Raw genomic sequence first — 22,715 nt, 5'->3', positions numbered from 1 at the left:
CATGGCCATCGGCATCGCCGCCAACCGGCTTGAACTCCTGCAGATCGCCGACGCGGTCGCCCGCGAAAAGGGCATCGAGAAGGAAGTCGTCATCGAGGCCATCGAGGACGCCCTGCAGAAGGCTGCCCGCGCCCGCTACGGCGCCGAGCACGACATCCGCGTCAAGATCGACCCCAAGACGGGCGAAACGACGCAGAAGCGCCTGATCGAAGTCGTCGCCGACGAAACCGACCTGGAAGGCGAGATCGGCAAGATGCCCTTCTCGATCGCCAAGCGCACCTGGCGCGACGCCGAGATCGGCAAGGTCTATGAAGAAGTGCTCCCGCCGTTCGAGATCGGCCGCGTGCAGACCCAGATGGCCCGTCAGGTCGTCATGCATAAGGTCCGCGAGGCCGAGCGCGAGCGTCAGTACGACGAGTACAAGGATCGCGTCGGCGAGATCGTCAACGGCAGTGTCAAGCGCGTCGAATACGGCAACGTGATCGTCGACCTGGGCCGTGGCGAAGGCATCATGCGCCGCGACCAGTCGATCCCGCGCGAGAACTTCAACGTCGGCGACCGCATCCGCGCCTACATCTACGACGTCCGTCGCGAGACCAAGGGCCCGCAGATCATGCTGAGCCGCGCGCACGGCGGCTTCATGGCCAAGCTGTTCGCCCAGGAAGTGCCGGAAGTCTACGACGGCGTCATCGAGATCCGCGCTGTGGCCCGCGACCCGGGCTCGCGCGCCAAGATGGCCGTCATCTCCAACGACGGCTCGATCGACCCGGTCGGCGCCTGCGTCGGCATGCGCGGCTCGCGCGTTCAGGCGGTCGTGGCCGAGCTGCAGGGCGAGAAGATCGACATCATCCAGTGGTCGGAAGACGAAGCCACCTTCATCGTCAACGCCCTGGCCCCGGCCGAAGTCTCCAAGGTCGTCATGGACGAGGAGGACGAGCGCGTCGAAGTGGTGGTGCCGGACGAACAGCTGTCGCTGGCCATCGGCCGTCGCGGCCAGAACGTGCGCCTCGCCTCGCAGCTGACCGGCTGGCAGATCGACATCATGACCGAGAGCCAGGAGAGCGAGCGCCGCCAGCGCGAGTTCGCCGAGCGTACGGCCCTGTTCCAGGAAGCCCTGGACGTCGATGAGGTCATCGCCCAGCTGCTGGTCACCGAAGGCTTCGCCGCGGTGGAAGACGTCGCCTATGTCGAGCCGCATGAAATCGCCTCGATCGAGGGCTTCGACGAGGAAACCGCCGAGGAACTGCAGGCCCGCGCCCGCGAGTTCCTCGAAAAGGAAGCCGCCGAACTGGACACCAAGCGCAAGGCGCTGGGCGTCGAGGACGAGGTCCTGGCCATCGAGGGCGTGACCCTGGCCATGGCCGTGGCCCTGGGCGAAGGCGATGTGAAGTCGGTCGAGGATCTTGCGGGTCTGGTGCCGGACGACATGCGCGGCTGGTTCGAGAACAAGGGCGGCGAGCGCGTGCGCGAACCGGGCATCCTGGAAAGCTTCAACCTCTCGCCGGAAGACGCCGAGGCGCTGATCATGCGCGCTCGTATCGCCATGGGCTGGGTCGAGGCCCCGCCTGAGCCGGAATACGAAGAAGGTGAAGGCGACGTCGCTGAAGACATCGGAGAAGATGTCGTTGAAGACGCCGCTGAAGAGGTCGCCGCTGAAGGCGACGTCGCCGCAGAGCAGGAAGAGGCCTAAGCGCCTTGGAGCTGTGCTGGACGGCCTCGCGGAGCAATCCGCGGGGCCGTTCGCGCTCCTAGGCGTCCCCTAAGATCATGACCGAAGCCCCCGCGCCCAGGACCCACGCCGAAGCCAATCGCCTTCGCAAGGACATCGTCCTTGGCGAAGCGACCGATGAGGCGCGTCTGATCCGCTTCGTGGCGGGGCCGGACGGCGTTGTGGTTCCCGACCTGGCGCGCAAACTTCCCGGGCGCGGCGTCTGGGTCGGCGCGGACCGAGACTCGATCACGACCGCCGCCAAGAAGGGCCTGTTCTCCCGGGCCGCCAAAACCAAGCTGACCGCCCCGCCCGATCTGGCCGACCAGGTCGAGGCGCTGCTGGCCCGCCGGGTTCTTGAGGGCCTGGGCCTTGCGCGGAAGGCCGGCGGCATTATTTCGGGTTTCGAAAAGGTGGTCGCCGCCCTGGGAACGGGCAAGGTCGCCTGGCTGGTCGAGGCCGCCGACGGCGCCGAAGACGGTCGCCGCAAGATTCTTTCCGCCGCGCGGAAGGCCGCAAATCAGCCTCGCCTGCTGGGCGCCTTCAATTCCGACGAATTGGGTTTGGCCTTGGGCGGGGAGAATGTGATACACACAGCGCTTCTCGCTGGGCGTGGGACCGATCGCTGGACTTTAGATGTCGAGCGTTTATCCGGCTTCCGCCCGCTTCTGCCTCCCGCATGGTCGGCGAACGCACGCGAGGACGACTAGGGATTTTCGCCTCTGGCGGGCCCTGGACAAAGACGGCGGGCCTGTCCGCCCGGTCGGTTCGCCGACCCTGGCAGGCACTAGAGCTTTTCCATCTCACCGGGCCTCCGGTGGGATGGGAAAGCTCTAGAATCTTTGAGTGAGCCCAGGTGTTCGGCCGGGCTCGTGAGTGAAGGGTCGGGGAAACGGCTTCCTTTTGGAGGTACGTCCGGGCCCCTTTCTCACATGGAACGAACGGTTTTTTAGCCGGGTACCGCCCGGCGGAAGTACAAGCGAGCGCATGAGCGACGAGAACGAAAACGGCCGACCCGGCGGACGCACCCCGATGACCCTGAAGCCCCGCCAGGGCTCAGTGAGCGCCGGGGTCGTGAAGCAGAGCTTCAGCCACGGCCGGACCAAGACGGTGGTGGTGGAAACCAAGCGGACGCGTCCCCACGCGCCCGCAGCAGGCAATCTTGCCGCGCCGTCCTCGGCCGAGCGTCGTCAGGGCGATCCGCCCGCGCCGCGCCCGTCGCAATCGCAAGGTGGCGGTGGCGGATCCGCCGGTGGGCTGTCGCAGGAAGAACTGCGCGCCCGTCAACGCGTCGTCGACGCCGCGCGTGAGGCTCAAGCCCGCCAGGCGGCCGAACAAGCCGCTGCGGAGGCCCGCGCCCGCGCGGCCCAGGAAGCCGCTCAACGTGAAGCCGCCGCCAAGGCCGCGGCCGAGCGCGCCGCCGCTGCTCCGCCGCCCGTCGCGCAAGCGCCTGTGGCGCCTGTCGCGCCCGTGACCCCGCCGCCCGCTGCGCCTCAGGCGCCGCGACCGGTGGCTCAAGCCCCGACTGCGCCCCCGGCCCCGCGCCAGGACGCCCCGCGTCAGGACACGCGCGCCCCGACGGCCGGCCAGACACGCACCTACGAACCCAGCCGCGAGCGTCGCGACGATCGTCCCAGCACCACGACCTATCGTCCGACCCCGCAAGGCGACCGTCCGTTCAACCAGCGCGCGCCGCGTCCCGACGCCAACGCCAACTTCGGTCAGCGCGCGCCGCGCCCCGAGGGCGACCGTCCGCGCGGTCCGCGCCCCGAAGGGGATCGCGGCGGCTATCGTGGTGATCGTCCGCAAGGCGGCGACCGTCCGCAGGGCGACCGTCCGCAAGGCGATCGTCCTCAGCAGACCGTCCGTTACTCGGCCCTGGCTCCGCGCCCGGCGCCTGGTGGCGCGCGCGGTCCCGGCGGCCCGCCCCGTGGTCCGCGCCCTGGCGTTCCCGCCTCGGCTCCGGCGACGCCGGAAATCCAGCGCGCCATGCGCTCGGCCCCGCGTCCCGGCGGCGAAGTCAGCCGCCGGCCCGACGAGGACGATGATCGCCGCAAGAGCGCCGCGCCCAACAAGGCCGTCTCCCGCGTCAAGGGCGCCCCGCAGCGCCGCGAAGGTCGTCTGACCATCCAGGCCGTGGCCGGTGACGGCGACTCCGCCGACCGGATGCGTTCGCTCGCCTCGGTCCGTCGGGCCCGTGAGCGCGAAAAGGAAAAGCGCCGCGGCGGCGTGGCCGAACAGGCGCGTGTCGCCCGTGAAGTGGTCATTCCCGACGTCATCACCGTGCAGGAACTGTCCAACCGGATGGCCGTGCGCGGCGTCGACATCATCAAGTTCCTGATGCGTCAGGGCGTGATGCTGAAGATCAACGACGTCATCGACAATGACACCGCCGAGCTGGTGGCCACCGAGTTTGGTCACACCGTCAAGCGCGTGTCGGAAGCCGACGTCGAAGAAGGCTTCATCGGCGCCGAGGACACCGACGACCACATGGAGGCCCGACCGCCGGTCGTGACCATCATGGGTCACGTCGACCACGGCAAGACCAGCCTGCTGGACGCCCTGCGTTCGACGGACGTGGCCGCCGGCGAGCACGGTGGCATCACCCAGCACATCGGCGCCTATCAGGTTCGCCTGAAGGACGGTCAACGCGTGACCTTCCTCGACACGCCCGGTCACGCCGCCTTCTCGGCGATGCGCGCTCGCGGCGCCAACATCACCGACATCGTGGTGCTGGTCGTGGCCGGTGACGACGGCGTGATGCCCCAGACGATCGAGGCGATCAAACACGCCAAGGCCGCTGACGTGCCGATTATCGTCGCCGTCAACAAGATGGACAAGCCGGGCTCGGACCCGACCCGCGTGGTCAACGAGCTGCTGCAGCACGAGATCGTCGTCGAAAGCCTGGGCGGCGACACCCAGATCATCGAGGTCTCGGCCAAGGCGCGCACGGGTCTGGACGACCTGCTGGACGCCATCCTGCTGCAGTCCGAAGTGCTGGACCTGAAGGCCAACCCCGACCGCACCGCCGATGGCGTGGTGATCGAGGCCAAGCTGGACAAGGGTCGCGGCGCGGTTTCGACCGTCCTGGTCAATCGCGGCACGCTGAAGCGCGGCGACATCGTCGTCGCCGGCGCCCAGTTCGGCCGGGTTCGCGCCCTGTTGAACGAGCGTAACGAGCAGCTGACCGAAGCCGGTCCCGCCACCCCGGTCGAGATCCTCGGCCTGGACGGCGTGCCTTCGCCGGGCGAAGCCTTCGCCGTGGTGGAGAACGAAGCCCGCGCTCGCGAGCTGACCGAGTACCGCATCCGCCAGAAGCGCGAGAAGTCGCTGGCGCCGATCGGCGCGGGCGCTTCCATGGCCGACATGATGGCCAAGCTGCAGGACAAGAAGCTGAAAGAGCTTCCGCTGATCATCAAGGCCGACGTGCAAGGTTCGGCCGAGGCGATCATCGGTTCGCTGGACAAGATGGCCACCGACGAGGTCCGCGCGCGGATCATCCTGTCGGGCGCCGGCGCGATCAGCGAAAGCGACGTCATGCTGGCCAAGGGCGCCGGCGCGCCGGTCATCGGCTTCAACGTCCGCGCCTCGGCGCAGGCCCGAGCCCTGGCCGAACGCGAAGGCGTCGAGATCCGCTACTACGCGATCATCTACGACCTGCTGGACGATATCAAAGGCGTGCTCTCGGGCATGCTGGCGCCGATCCAGCGCGAAACCTTCCTTGGCAACGCCGAGGTCCTGCAGGCCTTCGACATCTCGAAGATCGGCAAGGTCGCCGGCTGTAAGGTCACCGAAGGCGTGGTCCGCAAGGGCGCCAAGGTCCGGATCATCCGTCAGGACATCGTGGTTCTGGAACTGGGCACCCTGCAGACGCTCAAGCGCTTCAAGGACGAGGTCAACGAAGTCCCCGTCGGTCAGGAGTGCGGCATGATGTTCGCGGGCTTCCAGGACATCAAGGTCGGCGACACGATCGAGTGCTTCACCGTCGAAGAGATCAAGCGCCAGCTCGACTAAGAGCTTCGCGAGATCATAAAATCAGGGCGCGGGTCGAAAGGCCTGCGCCCTTTTTCGTTGCCGAAAACCGAGACTGGAAATCGCCCCAATCTCTGGCTACGCCTTGCGCATGCGCCTGAAAGCCCTTCTCGCCCTGACCGCTGTCGCCGCCTCCCTGAGCGCCTGCGCGACCGTCAACCGCCTCGACGCCGGCGGCGATGTGCATGACCTGTTGGTCGCGATCCGTGACAACGACCGCGCCACGTTCGACGCCCATGTCGACCGCCGCGCTCTGAAGAGTCAGATCGAGGCGCGACTGATGGCCGAAGCCCGCCAGCGCGCGGGCCAGAACGACGGCGTCATCGCCCTGGCCGCCATCGCCGCCGGCCCATTGGCCAACGCTGCCGGCGAGGCCCTGATCCGCCCCGAGACGTTCCGCGCGGCCGCCAACTATTACGGCTACACGCCTGATCGCCCGATCCCCGGTCGCGTGGCGATCGCCGCCGCCTTGCGCCCCACCGGCGACGGCCGCGTCTGCGCCGCTAGACAGGATGGCCCTTGCCTCCTGACCTTCACCCGTGAGGGCGATCGCTGGCGGCTGTCGGGCTTCGACGCCCAGGCGGCCAATCTTCGCGGCAAGTGATGCGTCGATCGATCGTCCGCGGCGCAGTCCTCGCGGTGGCGATGATCGCCGCCACGTCCTCCGCCGCGTCCGCCGAGACGCGGATGTTCTCCTACGACCCGATCTCGCCGGACGCCAAGCGCCTGACGGGCGCGGGGGTGACCATCCTGTTCAAGGATGGTTTCCTGGGCGCCGGCCGGCCGCTCAAGGTGCTGGCCACCGGCGTTCCCGCCCAGGCGATGCTGAAGGCCGCGCGAGCAAAGGATCTCGGTCCAGACGGCCTTTCGGCGATGAGCGGCGTCGACGCCAAAGCCGCCCTGTACGCGGTCGACGCGTCGGCGGCCCAGGGCAAGATCTATGTCCGCGCCTTCTGCCCCGGCTCGGCGCGCCTTTGGCTGTCGTTCAGCCCTATCGCCGTGCGCCGCGACCTGCGGATCCAGGCGTTCGGCGACGATCCCAAGACGCCTGGCCAGGCGCGCCTGTGCGGGACGCTCGACTTCTCGTATCGCGGCGAATGGCGACTGCCGGACAATCGCACGCCCGATCCGATGTCGGACTGGACCGATAACCCTCAGCGTCCGGACGTCTCGAACTAGAGCCCTCGCCAGCCGCGCGGCCAGGGTCTAGCCTCGCTGAAAAGCGGAGGGGACAAGATGGCTGACGACACCGTGCTGGCGGGCTTTGAGCGTTTCGACTTCGACGACGGCCGTTGGTCGCGTGAGGTCCACAAGATCGGCGCTGGTCCGGCCGTCATCGTGATCCACGAGGTCCCGGGCCTGCATCCGGGGGTTCTGGCCTTCGCCCGCGACCTGGCGCACGCGGGCCTGACCGCCTATTGCCCCAGCCTGTTCGGCAAGCCCGGCAAACAGATCGGTCGCGGCTATGCGATCGGCGAGATCCTGAAGAACATCTGCGTGCGTCGTGAGTTCACCGTCTGGAAGGACGGCCGCTCCAGCCCGATCGTCGACTGGCTGCGCGCCCTGGCCCGCAAGGCCCACCAAGACTGCGGCGGCAAGGGCGTGGGCGCGGTGGGCATGTGCTTCACCGGCGGCTTTGCTCTGGCGATGATGACCGAGCCCTCGGTCGTGGCGCCGGTGCTCTCGCAGCCCTCGCTGCCGTTGAAGGACAAGGGCGGCCTGGACTGCTCGGCGTCCGAGATCGCCTGCGCCAAGAAGCGGTTCCAGGACGAGAACCTGTCGCTGATCGCCCTGCGCTTCACCTCCGACAAGCTGGTGCCCGACGCCCGCATCGCCCGCCTGAAGGCCGAGTTCGGCGACAAGGTCGAGGTGGTGGAACTGGCCGATGCGGACGCCGCGCCGGGCCAGCCGATGGCCCCGCACTCGGTGCTGACCCTGCACCTGCATCGCTCGGTCCCGACCAGCGGCAGCATGCAGGCCCGGGACAAGGTGATCGCATTCTTCAAAGAAAGAACCGGCGTGTAGGCGCCCTCTCCGGCAAGGGGAGAAGGATGTCGCACTGGACTTCCGCCGTTTGGAGGCCTAGACACCGCGCCTTCCGATTTTCCCCGCGCACCGGCGTTCGATCCGCCGGCCGGGCCACAAGGACTATCGCGCCATGAAGCGCCAATCTGACACCAAGAAGGGCGTCCTGACCGGCCCCTCGCAACGCCAGCTTCGCGCCGGCGAACTGATCCGCCACGCCCTGGTCGAGATCCTCCGCGAGGAAGAGCTGCAGGACGAGGCTTTGCAGAACATCTCGGTCACCGTCTCCGAGGTGCGGATGAGCCCGGACCTCAAGCACGCCATCTGCTTCGTCGAGCCGCTGGGCGCGGGCCTGACCGGCCAGGACGCCGCCAAGAACACCGGCGAGATCATCAAGGGCCTGAACCGGGTGTCGAAGTTCCTGCGCGGGCGCCTGGGCCGCAGCATCGACATGAAGTTCACCCCGGACCTGAAGTTCATCCACGACGAGAGCTTCGGCACGGCCGCCTATATGGACAAGCTGTTCCTGGATCCGCGCGTCCAGCAGGACACCCGCCGCTTGTCCGACGTGGTCGACGACGAAGACGAGGCCTAAGCATGGCCCGCCGCAAGAAGGGCGAGGCCGTCTCGGGCTGGCTGTGCCTGGACAAGCCCTACGACCTGACCTCCACCACGGCCGTCTCCCGCGTGCGTCGCGCGTTCAACGCCCAGAAGGGCGGTCACGCGGGCACGCTGGACCCGCTGGCGACCGGGATCCTGCCGATCGCGCTGGGCGAGGCGACCAAGACCGTCCCGTTCCTGATGGACGCCGACAAGGCCTATCGTTTCACCATCGCCTGGGGCCGTGACACAACGACGCTGGACCGCGAGGGCGAGACCACCGCGACCTCCGACGTGCGCCCCACCCGCGAGCAGGTCGAGGCCTCGCTGCCCGCCTTCATCGGCGAGGTGGATCAGATCCCGCCCAACTTCTCGGCCATCAAGGTCGACGGCGAACGGGCCTACGACCTGGCCCGCGACGGCGTCGAGTTCGAGCTGCCGACCCGCAAGGTCAGCATTTTCGACCTCAAGGTGGTCGATCAGCCGGACGTCGACCACGTGACGCTGGAGATGGAATGCGGCAAGGGCACCTATGTCCGCGCCGTGGTCCGGGACCTTGCCAAGGCGCTGGGAACCTGCGGTCACGTGGCCGATCTGCGTCGAACGCGGGTGGGCGGCTTCTCCGAGGGCTCGGCGATAGCGCTGGAAACTCTGGAGAATTTGAGCTATGAGGCCCGGCTGTCGGAGGCATTGCTTCCGGTCGAGACCGCGCTGGACGACATCCCGGCGTTGGCCGTGACCGACGAAGACGCCTTCCGGCTTGCACAGGGACGCGCCATCGTCCTGCTCCCGAGGCAGGTTGAAACGCTGAAAGCCGAGCTTCCGCCCGGCGATCGCACCGTTTCAGCCATGTCCGGCGACAGGTTGGTGGCCCTGTGCGAGATGCGCGCTGGGAAGCTCAATCCCGTGCGGGTCTTCCAACTCACCTGAGCGGAGACAACCCGATGTCGATCACTATCGAGCGCAAGGCCGCTCTCATCGCCGAACACGCCCGCACCACTGGCGACACCGGCAGCGCTGAAGTCCAGGTCGCGATCCTCTCGGAACGCATTTCGAACCTGACCGAGCACTTCAAGACGCACAAGAAGGACAACCACAGCCGTCGTGGTCTGCTGAAGCTGGTTTCCCAGCGTCGCCGGCTCCTCGACCACCTGAAGAAGTCCGACGCCGGTCGCTATCAGTCCCTGATCGAAAAGCTGGGTCTGCGTCGCTAAGGCACAAGGTCCGCCGCCCCGCGAAAGCAGGGCGGCGGATCGCGTATTTGGGGCCCGGCGGCCGAGACAGGCCGTACGCCAGGCTTCCCGAGGATGGCCCGCTCAAACCGGGTTGTCCGACTGTCCGAGGGTTCACGTCCTCAAACCCGCCTGTCACACTGGATGAGGATCATCGGGCCGGCTTCCGTTAGCCGTCCGCCCCTGTCCGCCCCGACGGGAATCCGCCCGCGGGAACCGAAAGAAGAAAAATGTTCGATATCAAACGCAAGACGATCGAGTGGGGCGGCAAGACGCTGGTCCTCGAAACCGGTCGCATCGCCCGTCAAGCCGACGGCGCCGTCCTGGCCACCATGGGCGAAACCGTCGTCCTGGCCACCGCCGTGTTCGCCAAGAGCCAGAAGCCGGGCCAAGACTTCTTCCCGCTGACGGTCAACTATCAGGAAAAGACCTTCGCGGCCGGCAAGATCCCCGGCGGCTTCTTCAAGCGCGAAGGCCGTCCGTCGGAAAAGGAGACCCTGGTCTCCCGCCTGATCGACCGTCCGATCCGCCCGCTGTTCGTCAAGGGCTTCAAGAACGAAGTCCAGGTCGTCGTCACCGTGCTGCAGCACGACCTCGAGAACGATCCCGACATCCTGGGCATGGTCGCCGCCTCGGCCGCTCTTGTCCTGTCGGGCGCCCCGTTCATGGGTCCGATCGGCGCGGCTCGCGTGGGCTGGGTCGACGGCGGCTACGTGCTGAACCCGACTCTCGATGAGATGAAGGAAAGCAAGATGGACCTCGTCGTGGCCGGCACCGCCGACGCCGTGATGATGGTTGAATCGGAAATCCAGGAGCTCTCGGAAGAGATCGTGCTGGGCGGCGTCAACTTCGCCCACCAGCAGATGCAGACCGTGATCGACGCGATCATCGACCTGGCCGAGCACGCCGCCAAGGAGCCCTTCGCGTTCGAGCCGGAAGACACCGACGCGATCAAGGCGAAGATGAAGGATCTGGTCGGCGCCGACATCGCCGCCGCCTACAAGATCCAAAAAAAGCAAGACCGCTACGAAGCGGTCGGCGCCGCCAAGAAGAAGGCCGTCGCGGCCCTTGGCCTGTCGGAAGAGAACCCGACCGGCTATGACCCGCTGAAGCTGGGCGCGATCTTCAAGGAACTGGAAGCCGACGTCGTGCGTCGCGGCATCCTGGACACCGGCCTGCGCATCGACGGCCGTGACGTGAAGACGGTCCGTCCGATCCTGGGCGAAGTCGGCATCCTGCCGCGCACCCACGGTTCGGCCCTGTTCACCCGCGGTGAGACCCAGGCGATCGTGGTCGCCACCCTGGGCACCGGCGACGACGAGCAGTTCATCGACGCCCTGGAAGGCACCTACAAGGAATCCTTCCTGCTGCACTATAACTTCCCGCCCTACTCGGTCGGTGAGACGGGCCGCATGGGCTCGCCAGGCCGCCGCGAAATCGGCCACGGCAAGCTGGCCTGGCGCGCCCTGCGCCCGATGCTGCCGAGCAAGGAAGACTTCCCCTACACGATCCGTCTGGTCTCGGAGATCACCGAGTCGAACGGTTCGTCCTCGATGGCCACGGTCTGCGGTTCCTCGCTGGCCATGATGGACGCCGGCGTGCCGCTGGTCCGTCCGGTCTCGGGCATCGCCATGGGCCTGATCCTGGAGCAGGACGGTTTTGCGGTTCTGTCGGACATCCTGGGTGACGAAGATCACCTGGGCGACATGGACTTCAAGGTCGCCGGCACCAGCGAAGGCCTGACCTCGCTGCAGATGGACATCAAGATCGCCGGCATCACGCCCGCGATCATGGAGCAGGCTCTTGCCCAGGCCAAGGAAGGCCGCGCTCACATCCTCGGCGAAATGAACAAGGCCATGGACGCCCCGCGTGAAGACGTCGGCGACTACGCCCCGAAGATCGAAACCATCACCATCCCGACCGACAAGATCCGTGAAGTGATCGGTTCGGGCGGCAAGGTGATCCGTGAGATCGTCGCCACCACCGGCGCTAAGGTCGACATTAACGACGAAGGCACCGTGAAGGTCTCGGCCTCGGACGGCGCCAAGATCAAGGCCGCGATCGACTGGATCAAGTCGATCACCGACGAAGCTGAAGTGGGCAAGATCTACGACGGCAAGGTCGTGAAGGTCGTCGACTTCGGCGCCTTCGTGAACTTCTTCGGCGCCAAGGACGGTCTCGTCCACGTCAGCCAGATCAGCAACGAACGCGTCGCCAAGCCGTCGGACGTGCTGAAGGAAGGCCAGATGGTCAAGGTCAAGCTCCTGGGCTTCGACGACCGCGGCAAGACCAAGCTGTCGATGAAGGTCGTCGACCAGGAAACCGGCGAAGACCTGAGCAAGAAGGAAGCGGCGGCCGAAGAGGCGTAAGCCTCTTTCGCTTCCATTCCGGATGCAATCAGGCGGGCGGCTCCGAAAGGGGCCGCCCGTTTTGCGTGACACAGGTCACCTCGTGTGCAATCTTTGATTGCATGGCTGTGAGGGTTGCCATGAGATTGCGTCACTGGCTTATCACCGCCATCGCCATGCTGGTGGTTGGCGTTCCGCACGCGCTCGCCTTCGGCACCGTTCGAGGCTTGCTTGGCCAAAACGCCGAACACGAACGGATAACCCGGCAGGGCCTGGCCGGTCTGGGATTTGGCGGGGACTCCCTGTCCGAGCTGGCGGGAAAGGCGGGAACCTTCGGCGCCGTCGGCGCGCCGGACCGGCCTGGTCGCGGCCTCATGGACCGCAAGGAAGTCCATTGCGACGGCGGGGATTACTTCGACACGCCCGGCTATGCTCAGACGCGCTCGGCCGCGGAGGCCCAGCTGTCCGCATGCCGTTCCTGGATCATGACCAATCTCGAAGCGGCGGTGCGGGACGCTGCTGGCCTGGTCAAGCCCAACCTCGACTTGGATAGCACCAGTATCCTCGGTGGCTGCACCTACGATGGCTCCAAGGGGCGGGCCAAATGCAATGTGCTGGAGGACCTGGGTCTGGCGTTCCATGCCGCCCAGGACTTCTATTCGCATACCAACTGGGTCGACGCTCCGCGCTCCGCTCCGACGATCGACAATCCTCCGGGGCTCGACAACGGCGCGCCCGCGCGGTGGCTGTCGTCGGACCGCGCGGCGTTTCCGGCCGGGCTGATCAGCGGATGCTATGATGGCTTTCCGGAGACGTTTCACTGCGGCGGACGCGTCAAGCACGCCACGCTGAACAAGGACACCGCCGACACCACGCGCGGCGGCTACGCCAAGGCGATGGACGTCGCGGCGCGGGACACACGCGCCAAGTGGATGTTCTTCGAAGACCAGCTCGTGGCGCGCTACGGCGCCGTTCGGGGGCGGAAGATGGCTTGCGTGATCAAGTCCGACAGGCCCAGCCAGTGCTGACAATGTCCTAGTCTATATTTTGGAAACAAAGCCTTTCTATCATTTCCATATCGTTGCCCAAAGGCGTCCGTCATTCTCGCCTCATCGGAACAACGGGACCGGCCAGACGGCCTCCCACCAGCGGGAATGACGGACATGAGCAGCGGCTTCTTCACCACCACCGACGGCGCCCAAATCTTCTTCAAGGACTGGGGTCCCAAGGACGCCCAGCCGGTCGTCTTCCACCATGGCTGGCCTTTGTCTTCGGACGACTGGGACGCCCAGATGATGTTCTTTCTGGGCAAGGGTTATCGCGTCATCGCCCATGACCGTCGCGGCCACGGCCGTTCCAGCCAGACCGACACCGGCAACGAGATGGACACCTACGCCGCCGACGTCATCGCCCTGGCCAAGCATCTGGACCTCAAGAACGCGATCCATATCGGTCACTCGACCGGCGGCGGCGAGGTCGCTCGCTATGTCGCCCGCGCCGAGCCTGGCCGCGTCGCCAAGGCCGTGCTGATCGGCGCCGTGCCGCCGATCATGCTGAAGACGCCCGCCAACCCCGGCGGCCTGCCGATGGAGGTGTTCGACGGCTTCCGCGCCGCCCTGCTGGCCAACCGCGCCCAGTTCTTCCGCGAGATTCCGGAAGGTCCCTTCTACGGCTTCAACCGTCCCGGCGCGAAGGTCAGCCAGGGCCTGATCGACAACTGGTGGCGCCAGGGCATGATGGGCGGCGCCAAGGCACACTACGATTGCATCACCGCCTTCTCGGAGACCGACTTCACCGAGGATCTGAAGGCGATCGACGTTCCGGTCCTGATCCTGCACGGCGAGGATGACCAGATCGTCCCGATCGCCGACAGCGCGCAGCTGGCCATCAAGCTGGTCAAAACCGGAAAGCTGATCACCTATCCGGGCTTCTCGCACGGCATGGCTTCGACCGAGGCAGAGACCATCAACAAGGACCTCCTGGCCTTCATCGAGGGCTGAGGTCTCAAGGACATGTCATCCCGCGCTTCATGCGCGGGACCCATGGTTCAGCTTTCACGTGAGAGCGAACTTCCGCTTCGCACTCGCGGCGGAGAAATGGGTCCCGCGAACAAGTCGCGGGATGACGATCCTATATCAGGGGGTATCCTTATCCCCGCTTAGGCGTCACCGCCGCCACCACAGCATCCGCCGGTCCGTTACCGCCCCGGCAGGCCGCCCACTTGAACTTCAGGTCCATGCAGACCCAGACTTCGGTCAGGCGGCCCTGCTTGATCCGGACGTTCAGGCCCTGGGCGGGGACGCCCGGGTTGCGGGCGATGAAGGCCTGGCGGATCTCGCCGGCGGTCATGGTCCCGTCAGCGCCGGGATCAAGGTCTGGCACATTGAGCCGATCGCGGATCTGGCGGGTTTTCTTGAAATAGGCTTCAGGCGTCTTCCAGTTGCAGGTCCCGTGCGCCTGCCACTCGTGCTGCAGCAGCCAGGGCGACGGGGTCATGCACAGATTGGCCTTCACCGTCTTGACCCGCATCGGCGGACTCGAGCGGCAATAGCGCGGATGCACCCGGTCGGGCCCGTTGGGCCACAGGCCGTGGACCGTGAAGCCGAAGCGGTTGGCCTCGCACTGGATCGCCTTGTCCGACTCCGGGATGCCGGCGCGGCAGGCCTCGGGCGACCAGTAGAGCGCCAGCAGATAGGCCGCGATCGGCACGTTGCGATGGATCTCGTCGGGCGGCGGGATCTCGGTCGGCGCGGGCGTGACGTCCTTGGGCACGGCGCACGCCTGGAGGCTGTAGGCCTCCGCAGCGGCGGTCGTAAGGGTCAGGGCGGCGGCCAGGATGGCGGCGGGGACGGTCTTCATCGGCGACTCCAGGGAACGCCCAGGATAGGCCCGCTGCGTTGCTTGGGCGTCAAGCCTGCGATCACCGCCGCGCCTCGGTGGCCATCAGCCAGCGGCGGGCCAGGGAAAGGCCTGGACGACCAGCGGCGGCCCCACTTCTGACACAGAAGCCGCAATTGCGAACGATTATCATTGCGAACGTGTTGCAAGATCGGTAAGAACGCCTCGCAATTTCAAGAAGAGCGGTGTTGGCGCTCTCTGGGGACAATCACTATGCGTAATCCGAACTTCGCTGGCGTTGTAAGCCGGCCCCGCCGCGCCTTGGGCGTCGCCGCTGTCGCCGGGCTCGCGGGCCTTGGCCTGGCTCAAGCCGTCTCGGCCACCGAGCTGGACGCCGCCGCGCCGATCGCCACGGCGTCGACCGCCGACGGCACGGAAGTCTCCGGCGTCAAGATCGACGCCAAGCGGGTGGCCGACCCCTCGTCGAGCAAGTTCACCGCGCCCCTGGTCGACACCCCTCGCTCGGTGACGGTCATCCCGTCAAAGATCATCGAGCAGACCGCCGCCACCTCGCTCGCCGACATCCTGCGCACCTCGCCGGGCATCACGTTCGGCGCAGGCGAAGGCGGTCAGCCACTGGCCGACCGTCCGTTCATCCGGGGCCAGAGCTCGGGCAACAACGTCTTCGTTGACGGTGTGCGCGACACGGGCGGACAGACGCGCGAGGTGTTCAACCTCGAACAGGTTGAAGTGATCAAGGGTCCGGACTCGGTCTATAGCGGTCGCGGTTCGGGCGGCGGCAGCATCAACCTGTCGTCCAAGACGCCCAAGCTCGACACCTTCGTGGCAGGGTCGGCCGCCGCCGGCACGGACAACTATTATCGCGTCACCGCCGACGGCAACTACGCCTTCGCTAAGAACGCCGCCTTGCGTCTGAACCTGATGGCCACCGGCGGCGATACGCCTGGGCGCGACAGTGTAGACTTCAAGCGCTGGGGCTTGGCGCCGTCCTTGGCCTTCGGCATCGACACCCAGACTCAGGCCACGCTCAGCTACTATCACCTCGATAGCGAACAGGACCCGGACTACGGGATTCCGCTAGCGGCCAAGCGCACCTGGGGCGTGGCCGGAACCGACAGCCGCACGCGCCCGGCCGATGGCATCCTGGATGTCTCGCGCAGCGCCTATTACGGCCTGGATCGCGACTGGATGAAGACCAAGGCCGACATCGCCACCGTCGCCGTCCGTCACGAGATTAACGAGAACCTCGCCGTCCGCCAGGTGATCCGTTACGGCAAGACGCTGAACGACTATCTGGTCACCAACCCCGGCGACGGCGGCGCGGCCCAGTTCGTGGCCGGCGAGTGGTGGATGAAGCGCGGGACCAAGTCGCGCTGGAACGAGACCGAGACCACCGCCTTCGTCACCGACCTGACGGGCAAGTTCGAGCTGGCCGGGCTGAAGAACCGCTTCAACCTGGGCATGGAGCTGTCGCGCGAGGTCAATGATAACGCCACCTACGTGATCTTCACCACGGCGGGTTCGGCCTGCCCGACAGGCTTCACCGGCGCGGGCACGGGCGACTGTACGCGGCTTTACGCCCCCAATCCGGGCGACGCCTGGACGGGCGTGATCAATCGCGGCCCCGCCTCGCAGTCCAAGACCCGCAGCGGCTCGATCTATGCGTTCGATACGATCGACCTGTCGGAGAAGCTGCTGCTGAACCTGGGCGTCCGCTACGACGACTATTCCACGCAAGGCTTCAACGCGACGGCGACCTCCGCCAACGGCGTGGTCACCGGCGTGACCTACGCCAACCTGGACAAGGCCAGCTGGGACTTCGTCAACTATCAGATCGGCCTGAACTACAAGCCGACGCCGTCGAGCAGCCTGTACGTCTCCTACGCGACGGCCTCGACCCCGCCCACCATCGCCGCCGGCGACCAGAACACCGCCGCCACCCCGGCCCAGGCGCTGCTGGATCCTGAAGACACCACCAGCCTTGAAGCCGGGGCCAAGTGGAACGTGTTTGACGACAAGCTGGCGCTTTCGGGCGCGGTCTTCCGCACCGAGCGTAAGAACGCCGTGATCGCCGTCAGCGCGACCCAGACCGAACAGGCGGGCGAGGTTCGCGTGCAGGGCGTCGAACTGGGCGTGTCGGGGTCGGTCACCCGCGCCTGGCAGGTCTTCGGCGGCTACACCTATATGGACAGCGAGTTGGTCCGGGGCCCCTATACCAGCGTCAACATCGGCGATCCGCTGGCCAACACGCCCAACCACACCGTCAGCCTCTTCTCGACCTACCGGGTGACGCCGCAGGTGTCGGTGGGCGGCGGCGCCTACTACGTCTCCAAGAGCTTCGGCGGCAATCAGGGCGGCGCCGGCGGCGGGACCAACAAGGTCTTCGCCCCGTCCTACACCCGCTACGACGCCTTCGCGTCCTGGTCGCTCAGCAAGACGGTCGCCCTGCAGCTCAACGTCCAGAACCTGACGGACGAGCGCTACATCCTGCGCACCAACGGCGTGCACCACGCCGATCCCGCGCCAGGCCGCCAGGCGACCTTGACCGTCAATGTGAAGTACTGACCTCCCCTCGAAGGACTTCACGCCAGCGCCCCGTCCGGCTTTCGTCGGTCGGGGCGTTTTTCCTTTGAGGGCCGGCGATGATCTGATCCGGATCAAGGGCGTGATCGGCCTGGCCATCTAGGAATGGCTCGCAAATAGGACACCCGTCATGATGCTGCAGATTCCCGAGGTGCTGACCAAGGCGCAGGTGGCCGAGTGCCGCGCGATCCTCGATGCGGGCCCCTGGGTCGACGGCAACGTCACCTCAGGCTTCCAGGCCGCCATGGCCAAGAACAACGAACAGTTGCCGCAGGACAGCGCCGAGGCCCGCCAGGTCGGGGCGATGATCGTCCAGGCCCTGGAGGCCAACCCGCTGTTCGTCTCCGCCGCCCTGCCCCAGACCATCCTGTCACCGATGTTCAACCGCTATGGCGAAGGCATGGGTTTCCGAGACCACGTCGACAACGCCATCCGGCGTGATCCCGTGACGGGCCAGCGCCTGCGCACCGACCTGTCCTGCACCCTCTTCCTGACCGATCCCGAGGACTATGACGGCGGCGAACTGGTGGTGAATGACCTCTATGGCGACCACGTCGTCAAGCTGGCCGCGGGCGACGCCATCCTCTACCCCAGCACCAGCCTGCATCACGTCACGACCGTGACGCGCGGCCGGCGTACGGCCAGCTTCTTCTGGATCCAGAGCCTGATCCGCGACGACGCCAAGCGCTCTCTGCTGCTGGACATGGACGTCGCCATCCAGCGCCTGTCGCGCAAGGTGGAACGAGACGACGAGGCGATCCTGTCGCTCACCGGCGTCTATCACAACCTGCTGCGGCAATGGGCCGAGGTCTGAGCCCAGGCGGTCGGTTGCATTCGGCGAACATTGCTACGCCGCGCGAACTATAAGTTTACGGTTGCGCCCCAACATCCGCCCAACTTTTTGGAGATCGGATGTCCAAGGCGTCGACCCCCGTGCCCGCCCCCACCTCGTCCTTTGGCGAGGTCGAGGCCGCACGCTGGTTTTTCGACAACGCCAGCGACCTCTTCACCGTGGTGTCCGCCGAAGGCAGGTTCATCAGCGTCAACGACGCCTGGTCGCAGCTGACCGGCTGGGCCCAGGACGAGCTTGTGGGCCAGCCCACGATCAAGTTCGTTCATCCCGACAGCCAGGCCGAACTGATCGACACCGGTCGGCGGCTTCGCCAGACGGGTTCGGCGATCAATGAACTGAAAATCCGTTGCAAGGATGGCCGCTGGATCTGGCTGCAGGGCCGCTCGCGCCTGGGGCCCAATGGCGAGCTGGTCGGCGTCATGCACGACATCTCCGCTGAGGTGGAGGCGCGGCTCGAACTGGAAGCAGCCCGGCGCACCCAGGCCTTGTTGGCCGAGGAAGCTGGAATCGGCGTCTGGAACTATGAGCCTGAGACCGGGCGCATCGATTGGGCGCCTGACGCCCTGGCCCTGATGGGCGTATCGCCGCAAGACGTCGCCACCACCGACCTCTTCCTCGCCCGTCTGCCCGAAGACCAGCGCGCAACAGTCCAGGCGGCGTTCGCGCGGGCGGTGCGCACCGGCGAAGGCGGTTCGCTGGAGTATCGGCTGCGGGCCAATGACGGCCGCTGGTTCACCTTGCGCGCCACCTACCGCGCCGAGGCCAGGCCCGGATCGCTGTTCGCGCTGAAGGGCGTTTCGCAGAACATCACGGACGTGGCCCGGAGCCGTGACAAGGCGATCTGGAGCGAGCGCCGCGCGCGGCGCCTGATCGAGGACGCTCCGTTCGCCGTGGCGGTCTACGATCTGGACATGCGGCTGAGGATGGTCAGCCCGCGGTTCCTGGAGGTCTTTCGGTCGACCGAGGATCAGGTCATCGGCAAGACCCTGACCGAACTCACTCATGGCGGGCGCCGTCGGTTCGTGGCCCGGGTGACGCGGGCGCTCTCAGGCGAGGTCGTGACCCGACGAGAAGACCGCCTCTGTGACGCCGAAGGCGTCGAGCACGCGTTCCGCTGGGAGGCCCGGCCCTGGCGCGACGTCGCCGGAGAGATCGTCGGCGTCATCACCTACATGGACGAGATCACCGCCCTCACCGGGGCGCGACGCGAAGCTCGCAGCAACGCGCGGCGGCTGAAGGTGGCCCTGGGGGCCGCGCGGGCCGGGGTCTACGAGATCGACCACGAACGGCAGACCTTCTGGGGATCCCCGGAGTTCCACCGAATGATGGGTCGTCGGGTCGAGTACCAGAACGTCCGCGAGGGGATCTGGCCGATGGTGCATCCGGAGGACCTGACCCAGCTCTACGAAACTGCGGCCGCCTGGCGGCGCGAGGGTCGCCGCACGCCCCAAGAGCATGAGGTCCGCCTGCTCTCGCCTGAGGGCGAGGCGCGGTGGGTGCGGATTTTCCACGAGGTCCATCGCGACGGTCAGGGTAAGGCGCGCAAGGCGGTGGGTCTGATCCTCGATATCGACGAGAAGAAGAAGGCCGAGTTGGCCCTGATCGCGGCTGAACGCGTCGCCCAGGCCGCCAACGACGCCAAGGCCCAGTTCCTGGCCAATATGAGCCACGAGATCCGCACGCCCATGAACGGGGTGCTGGGTGTGATGCATGTCCTGAAGCGCGAACTGCCGCCCGGCGACAGCGCCGATCTCCTGAGCGAAGCGCTGGCCGCGGGCCAGATGCTCTCGACCCTGCTCGATGACGTCATCGACATTTCGCGGATCGAAGCCGGCCGCCTTGACCTCAACCGCGAGCCGGTCGACCCGCGCGAGCTGGTGCGCGGCGTTGCCCGGCTCCTGGCCGCCCAGGCCTCGCACAAGGGACTGCGTCTGGAGCTGGACCTCCCCGAAGACCTGGGGTGGATCCAGACCGATCCCACCCGGGTCCGGCAAGCGTTGTTCAACCTTGTCGGCAACGCGGTGAAATTCACCTTGAAGGGCTCGGTGACCGTGCGCGCCCGGCGCCTGATCACCGACGAGGCGCCGCAGCTGGTGTTCGACGTCATCGACACCGGCGTGGGCGTACCTCTCGAGGCGCAAGGCCGGCTATTCGAGCGCTTCCAGCAGGCTGACGCGGGCACGACCCGACGGTTTGGAGGCTCGGGCCTGGGACTGGCGATCACGCGCAAGCTGGCCCGCATGCTCGGCGGCGAGGTCGCCTTCCGCTCGACGCCAGGCGAAGGCTCGACATTCTCGCTCAGCATCGCCGCGCCGCCCGCCGACCCGCCGAGCGCCCAGGTCAACGAGATCTCCGCCCTGCTGACCGACCTGAAAATCCTGGTGGTCGAAGACAACCGCACGAACCAATTGGTCGCCCGCCGGATTCTCGAGCAGCTGGGCGCGGCCGTCAGCGTGGCGGACGACGGCGCCGCTGGCGTCGCGGCGGCGGCTGGCGGCGGCTTCGACCTCGTCCTGATGGACGTGCAGATGCCCGGCATGGATGGCCTGGAGGCCTCGCGTCAAATTCGCGCCCTCCCCGGCTCCGCCGGGCGCGCGCCGATCATCGCCCTGACCGCCAATGTCATGGCCCATCAGCGCGCGGCCTATCGGGCCGCCGGTATGGATGGGGTCGTCGCCAAACCCATCTCGCCCACGGCTTTGGTGACCGAGATCGTTCGTCTGTCCAACAGAGAGCCGGACAACCGCTGCGCGGTCGCCTAACCCCGTTCCCCCAAACCCTGAACCACGCTAAGCAGGGCCAAAATAGGGGGAACCAGATGGCTGACGAAGGTCAGGAACGCGCGTCGATGCGCACGGTGGTCGCGGCCTCGTCGGCCGGTACGGCGTTCGAGTGGTACGACTTCTTCATCTTCGGGAGCCTGACCCAGGTCATCTCGAAGACCTTCTTCGCCGGGCTGAACGAGACCGCAGGCTATATCGCCGCCCTCGCGCTGTTTGGCGTCGGCTTCGCGTTCCGGCCGCTGGGCGCCCTGGTGTTCGGCAAGATCGGCGACCAGGCCGGCCGCAAGGGCGCGTTCCTGGCCACGGTTCTGCTGATGGGCGGCGCCACCTTCGCCATCGCCTTCCTGCCCACCTACGAACAGGCGGGGATCATTGCGCCGATCCTGCTGATCATCATGCGCTGCCTGCAGGGCTTCGCCCTGGGCGGCGAGTACGGCGGGGCGGCCATCTACGTCGCCGAGCACTCGCCGGCCAACAAGCGCGGCTGGTCGACCTCGTGGGTTCAGACCTCGGCCGCCTTCGGCCTGTTCGGCGCCCTGCTGGTCATCCTCGCCACGCGTTGGGCTCTGGGCAAGTATGTCGGTCCCGACGCCTTCGACGCCTGGGGCTGGCGGATCCCGTTCGCTGTCTCGATCGGCCTTTTGGGGGTCTCGGTCTGGATGCGCCTGAAGCTGACCGAAAGCCCGACCTTCGAAGCCATGAAGGCCGAGGGCCAGGCCTCTAAGGCGCCCTACGCCGAGGCCTTCGGCCAATGGGGCAACCTCAAGCTGGTGATCCTGGCCTTCGTGTCGATGATGTGCGCCCAGGGCGCGGTCTGGTACACGAGCTTCTTCTACGTCCAGACCTTCATGGAGAAGTTCCTGAAGGTTGACCCGGTGACGATCAACGAACTGATGATGATCGCCACCGCGATCAGCGCCATCTTCTACGTCGTCTTCGGCTGGCTCTCGGACAAGGTGGGCCGAAAGCCGGTGATGCTGGGCGGCATGACCCTGGCGCTGCTGTTCTACTTCCCCGGGTTCCACCTGCTGGAGAAGGCGGCCAATCCGGCCCTCGCCGAAGCCAGCGCCAAGGCCCCCGTCGTGGTGTTCGCCGATCCCAAGGACTGCTCTTTGCAGTTCGATCCGGTGGGCAAGACCGCGTTCGTGACCTCCTGCGACATCATCAAGAGCACGCTGGCCAATGCGGGCGTGTCCTACACCAATGAAGCGGCGCCGGCGGGCGCTGTCGCAGTCATGCGCATCGGCGGCGCCGAGATCGCCTCCAGAAGCGCCGAAGGTCTGGGGACGAACGACGTCAAGGCGGTGAAGACCGAGGTAGAGACCCGGATCAAGACCGCGCTGACCCAGGCCGGCTATCCGGCCAAGGCGGATCCGGCGCGAATGAACGTGCCGATGATCCTGGGCGTGCTGTTTGTGTTCGTGATCGCCGCCACGGCCCTGTTCGGACCGCTGGCGGCCTGCCTGGTCGAGCTGTTCCCGACGCGTGTGCGCTACACGGCGCTGTCCCTGCCCTACCACATCGGCACCGGCTGGGTCGGCGGCTTCGTGCCGTTCTTCGCCTTCGCGATCGTGGCGGCGGTCGGCAATATCTATGCGGGCCTGTGGTATCCCGTCGCCTTCACGCTGCTCAGCGTGCTGACCACCGCCTTCCTGCTGCCCGAGACCAAGGAGCGGCCGCTGAACTAGCCCG

Annotated in this window: 17 protein-coding genes; 16 read left to right on the top strand and 1 reads right to left on the bottom strand. The window is 66.8% G+C overall.

From position 1 onward, the window contains the following. Nucleotide 1 precedes the first annotated feature (1 nt). The 12 genes from nusA (at nucleotide 2) to CA606_RS00160 (ending at nucleotide 13,945) form a co-directional block, all read left to right on the top strand. Nucleotides 2-1,690 (top strand): transcription termination factor NusA, encoded by a 1,689-nt coding sequence (gene nusA, locus CA606_RS00215; protein ID WP_096052934.1) that lies wholly within the window; start codon nucleotides 2-4, stop codon nucleotides 1,688-1,690. A gap of 77 nt (nucleotides 1,691-1,767) precedes the next feature. Then, a complete protein-coding gene (locus CA606_RS00210; RefSeq protein ID WP_096052935.1) occupies nucleotides 1,768-2,418 on the top strand; it encodes an RNA-binding protein in 651 nt (216 codons plus the stop codon). A gap of 277 nt (nucleotides 2,419-2,695) precedes the next feature. Then, the gene (gene infB / locus CA606_RS00205) at nucleotides 2,696-5,722 is read left to right on the top strand and encodes a translation initiation factor IF-2 (protein WP_181242710.1); all 3,027 of its coding nucleotides are present in this window, start codon (nucleotides 2,696-2,698) and stop codon (nucleotides 5,720-5,722) included. Nucleotides 5,723-5,825: 103 nt separating this feature from the next. Then, entirely contained in the window at nucleotides 5,826-6,344 is a 519-nt protein-coding gene (locus CA606_RS00200; protein ID WP_096052937.1) for a DUF2939 domain-containing protein, read from the top strand. Beyond that, nucleotides 6,344-6,919: a hypothetical protein gene (locus CA606_RS00195; RefSeq protein ID WP_096052938.1), complete on the top strand. Its 576-nt coding sequence runs from the start codon at nucleotides 6,344-6,346 to the stop codon at nucleotides 6,917-6,919. Before CA606_RS00200 ends, CA606_RS00195 begins: the two co-directional genes overlap by 1 nt. 57 nt (nucleotides 6,920-6,976) lie before the next feature. Further along, nucleotides 6,977-7,765, top strand: coding sequence for a dienelactone hydrolase family protein (locus CA606_RS00190; protein WP_096052939.1), 789 nt, complete (start codon nucleotides 6,977-6,979; stop codon nucleotides 7,763-7,765). A 133-nt stretch (nucleotides 7,766-7,898) separates the two neighbouring features. Then, complete coding sequence (rbfA, locus tag CA606_RS00185) at nucleotides 7,899-8,360, top strand: 30S ribosome-binding factor RbfA (RefSeq protein ID WP_096052940.1); 462 nt, start codon at nucleotides 7,899-7,901, stop codon at nucleotides 8,358-8,360. Nucleotides 8,361-8,362: 2 nt separating this feature from the next. Next, complete coding sequence (gene truB, locus CA606_RS00180) at nucleotides 8,363-9,295, top strand: tRNA pseudouridine(55) synthase TruB (protein ID WP_096052941.1); 933 nt, start codon at nucleotides 8,363-8,365, stop codon at nucleotides 9,293-9,295. A gap of 14 nt (nucleotides 9,296-9,309) precedes the next feature. After that, nucleotides 9,310-9,579 carry a 30S ribosomal protein S15 gene (gene rpsO, locus CA606_RS00175; protein ID WP_096052942.1) on the top strand — a complete coding sequence of 90 codons (270 nt, stop codon included), beginning with the start codon at nucleotides 9,310-9,312 and terminating at the stop codon, nucleotides 9,577-9,579. A 248-nt stretch (nucleotides 9,580-9,827) separates the two neighbouring features. Further along, a complete protein-coding gene (gene pnp / locus CA606_RS00170; protein WP_096052943.1) occupies nucleotides 9,828-11,966 on the top strand; it encodes a polyribonucleotide nucleotidyltransferase in 2,139 nt (712 codons plus the stop codon). Nucleotides 11,967-12,085: 119 nt separating this feature from the next. After that, the gene (locus tag CA606_RS00165) at nucleotides 12,086-12,973 is read left to right on the top strand and encodes a hypothetical protein (protein ID WP_096052944.1); all 888 of its coding nucleotides are present in this window, start codon (nucleotides 12,086-12,088) and stop codon (nucleotides 12,971-12,973) included. A 135-nt stretch (nucleotides 12,974-13,108) separates the two neighbouring features. Then, entirely contained in the window at nucleotides 13,109-13,945 is an 837-nt protein-coding gene (locus CA606_RS00160; protein WP_096053932.1) for an alpha/beta fold hydrolase, read from the top strand. Nucleotides 13,946-14,093: 148 nt separating this feature from the next. Here the strand turns inward: CA606_RS00160 and CA606_RS00155 are convergent, their stop codons facing one another. Then, nucleotides 14,094-14,816 carry a ribonuclease T2 gene (locus CA606_RS00155; RefSeq protein WP_096052945.1) on the bottom strand — a complete coding sequence of 241 codons (723 nt, stop codon included), beginning with the start codon at nucleotides 14,814-14,816 and terminating at the stop codon, nucleotides 14,094-14,096. 240 nt (nucleotides 14,817-15,056) lie between these two features. Here CA606_RS00155 and CA606_RS00150 point away from each other — a divergent pair, with 240 nt between their 5' ends. From CA606_RS00150 to CA606_RS00135, 4 genes are all read left to right on the top strand, one after another. Further along, the gene (locus CA606_RS00150) at nucleotides 15,057-17,369 is read left to right on the top strand and encodes a TonB-dependent receptor (RefSeq protein ID WP_096052946.1); all 2,313 of its coding nucleotides are present in this window, start codon (nucleotides 15,057-15,059) and stop codon (nucleotides 17,367-17,369) included. Nucleotides 17,370-17,517: 148 nt separating this feature from the next. Then, the gene (locus CA606_RS00145) at nucleotides 17,518-18,201 is read left to right on the top strand and encodes a Fe2+-dependent dioxygenase (RefSeq protein ID WP_096052947.1); all 684 of its coding nucleotides are present in this window, start codon (nucleotides 17,518-17,520) and stop codon (nucleotides 18,199-18,201) included. Between the two features lie 98 nt (nucleotides 18,202-18,299). After that, nucleotides 18,300-21,002: a PAS domain-containing hybrid sensor histidine kinase/response regulator gene (locus CA606_RS00140; protein WP_096052948.1), complete on the top strand. Its 2,703-nt coding sequence runs from the start codon at nucleotides 18,300-18,302 to the stop codon at nucleotides 21,000-21,002. A 56-nt stretch (nucleotides 21,003-21,058) separates the two neighbouring features. Continuing rightward, nucleotides 21,059-22,711, top strand: a complete 1,653-nt coding sequence (locus CA606_RS00135; protein ID WP_096052949.1) for an MFS transporter — start codon at nucleotides 21,059-21,061, stop codon at nucleotides 22,709-22,711. The last annotated feature ends 4 nt before the right edge of the window (nucleotides 22,712-22,715 follow it).

It is taken from the genome of Caulobacter vibrioides (assembly GCF_002310375.3).
Taxonomy (GTDB): domain Bacteria; phylum Pseudomonadota; class Alphaproteobacteria; order Caulobacterales; family Caulobacteraceae; genus Caulobacter; species Caulobacter vibrioides_D.
Note: the sequence above shows the minus strand (reverse complement) of the source record. Positions and strands in the feature narration are given on the sequence as shown.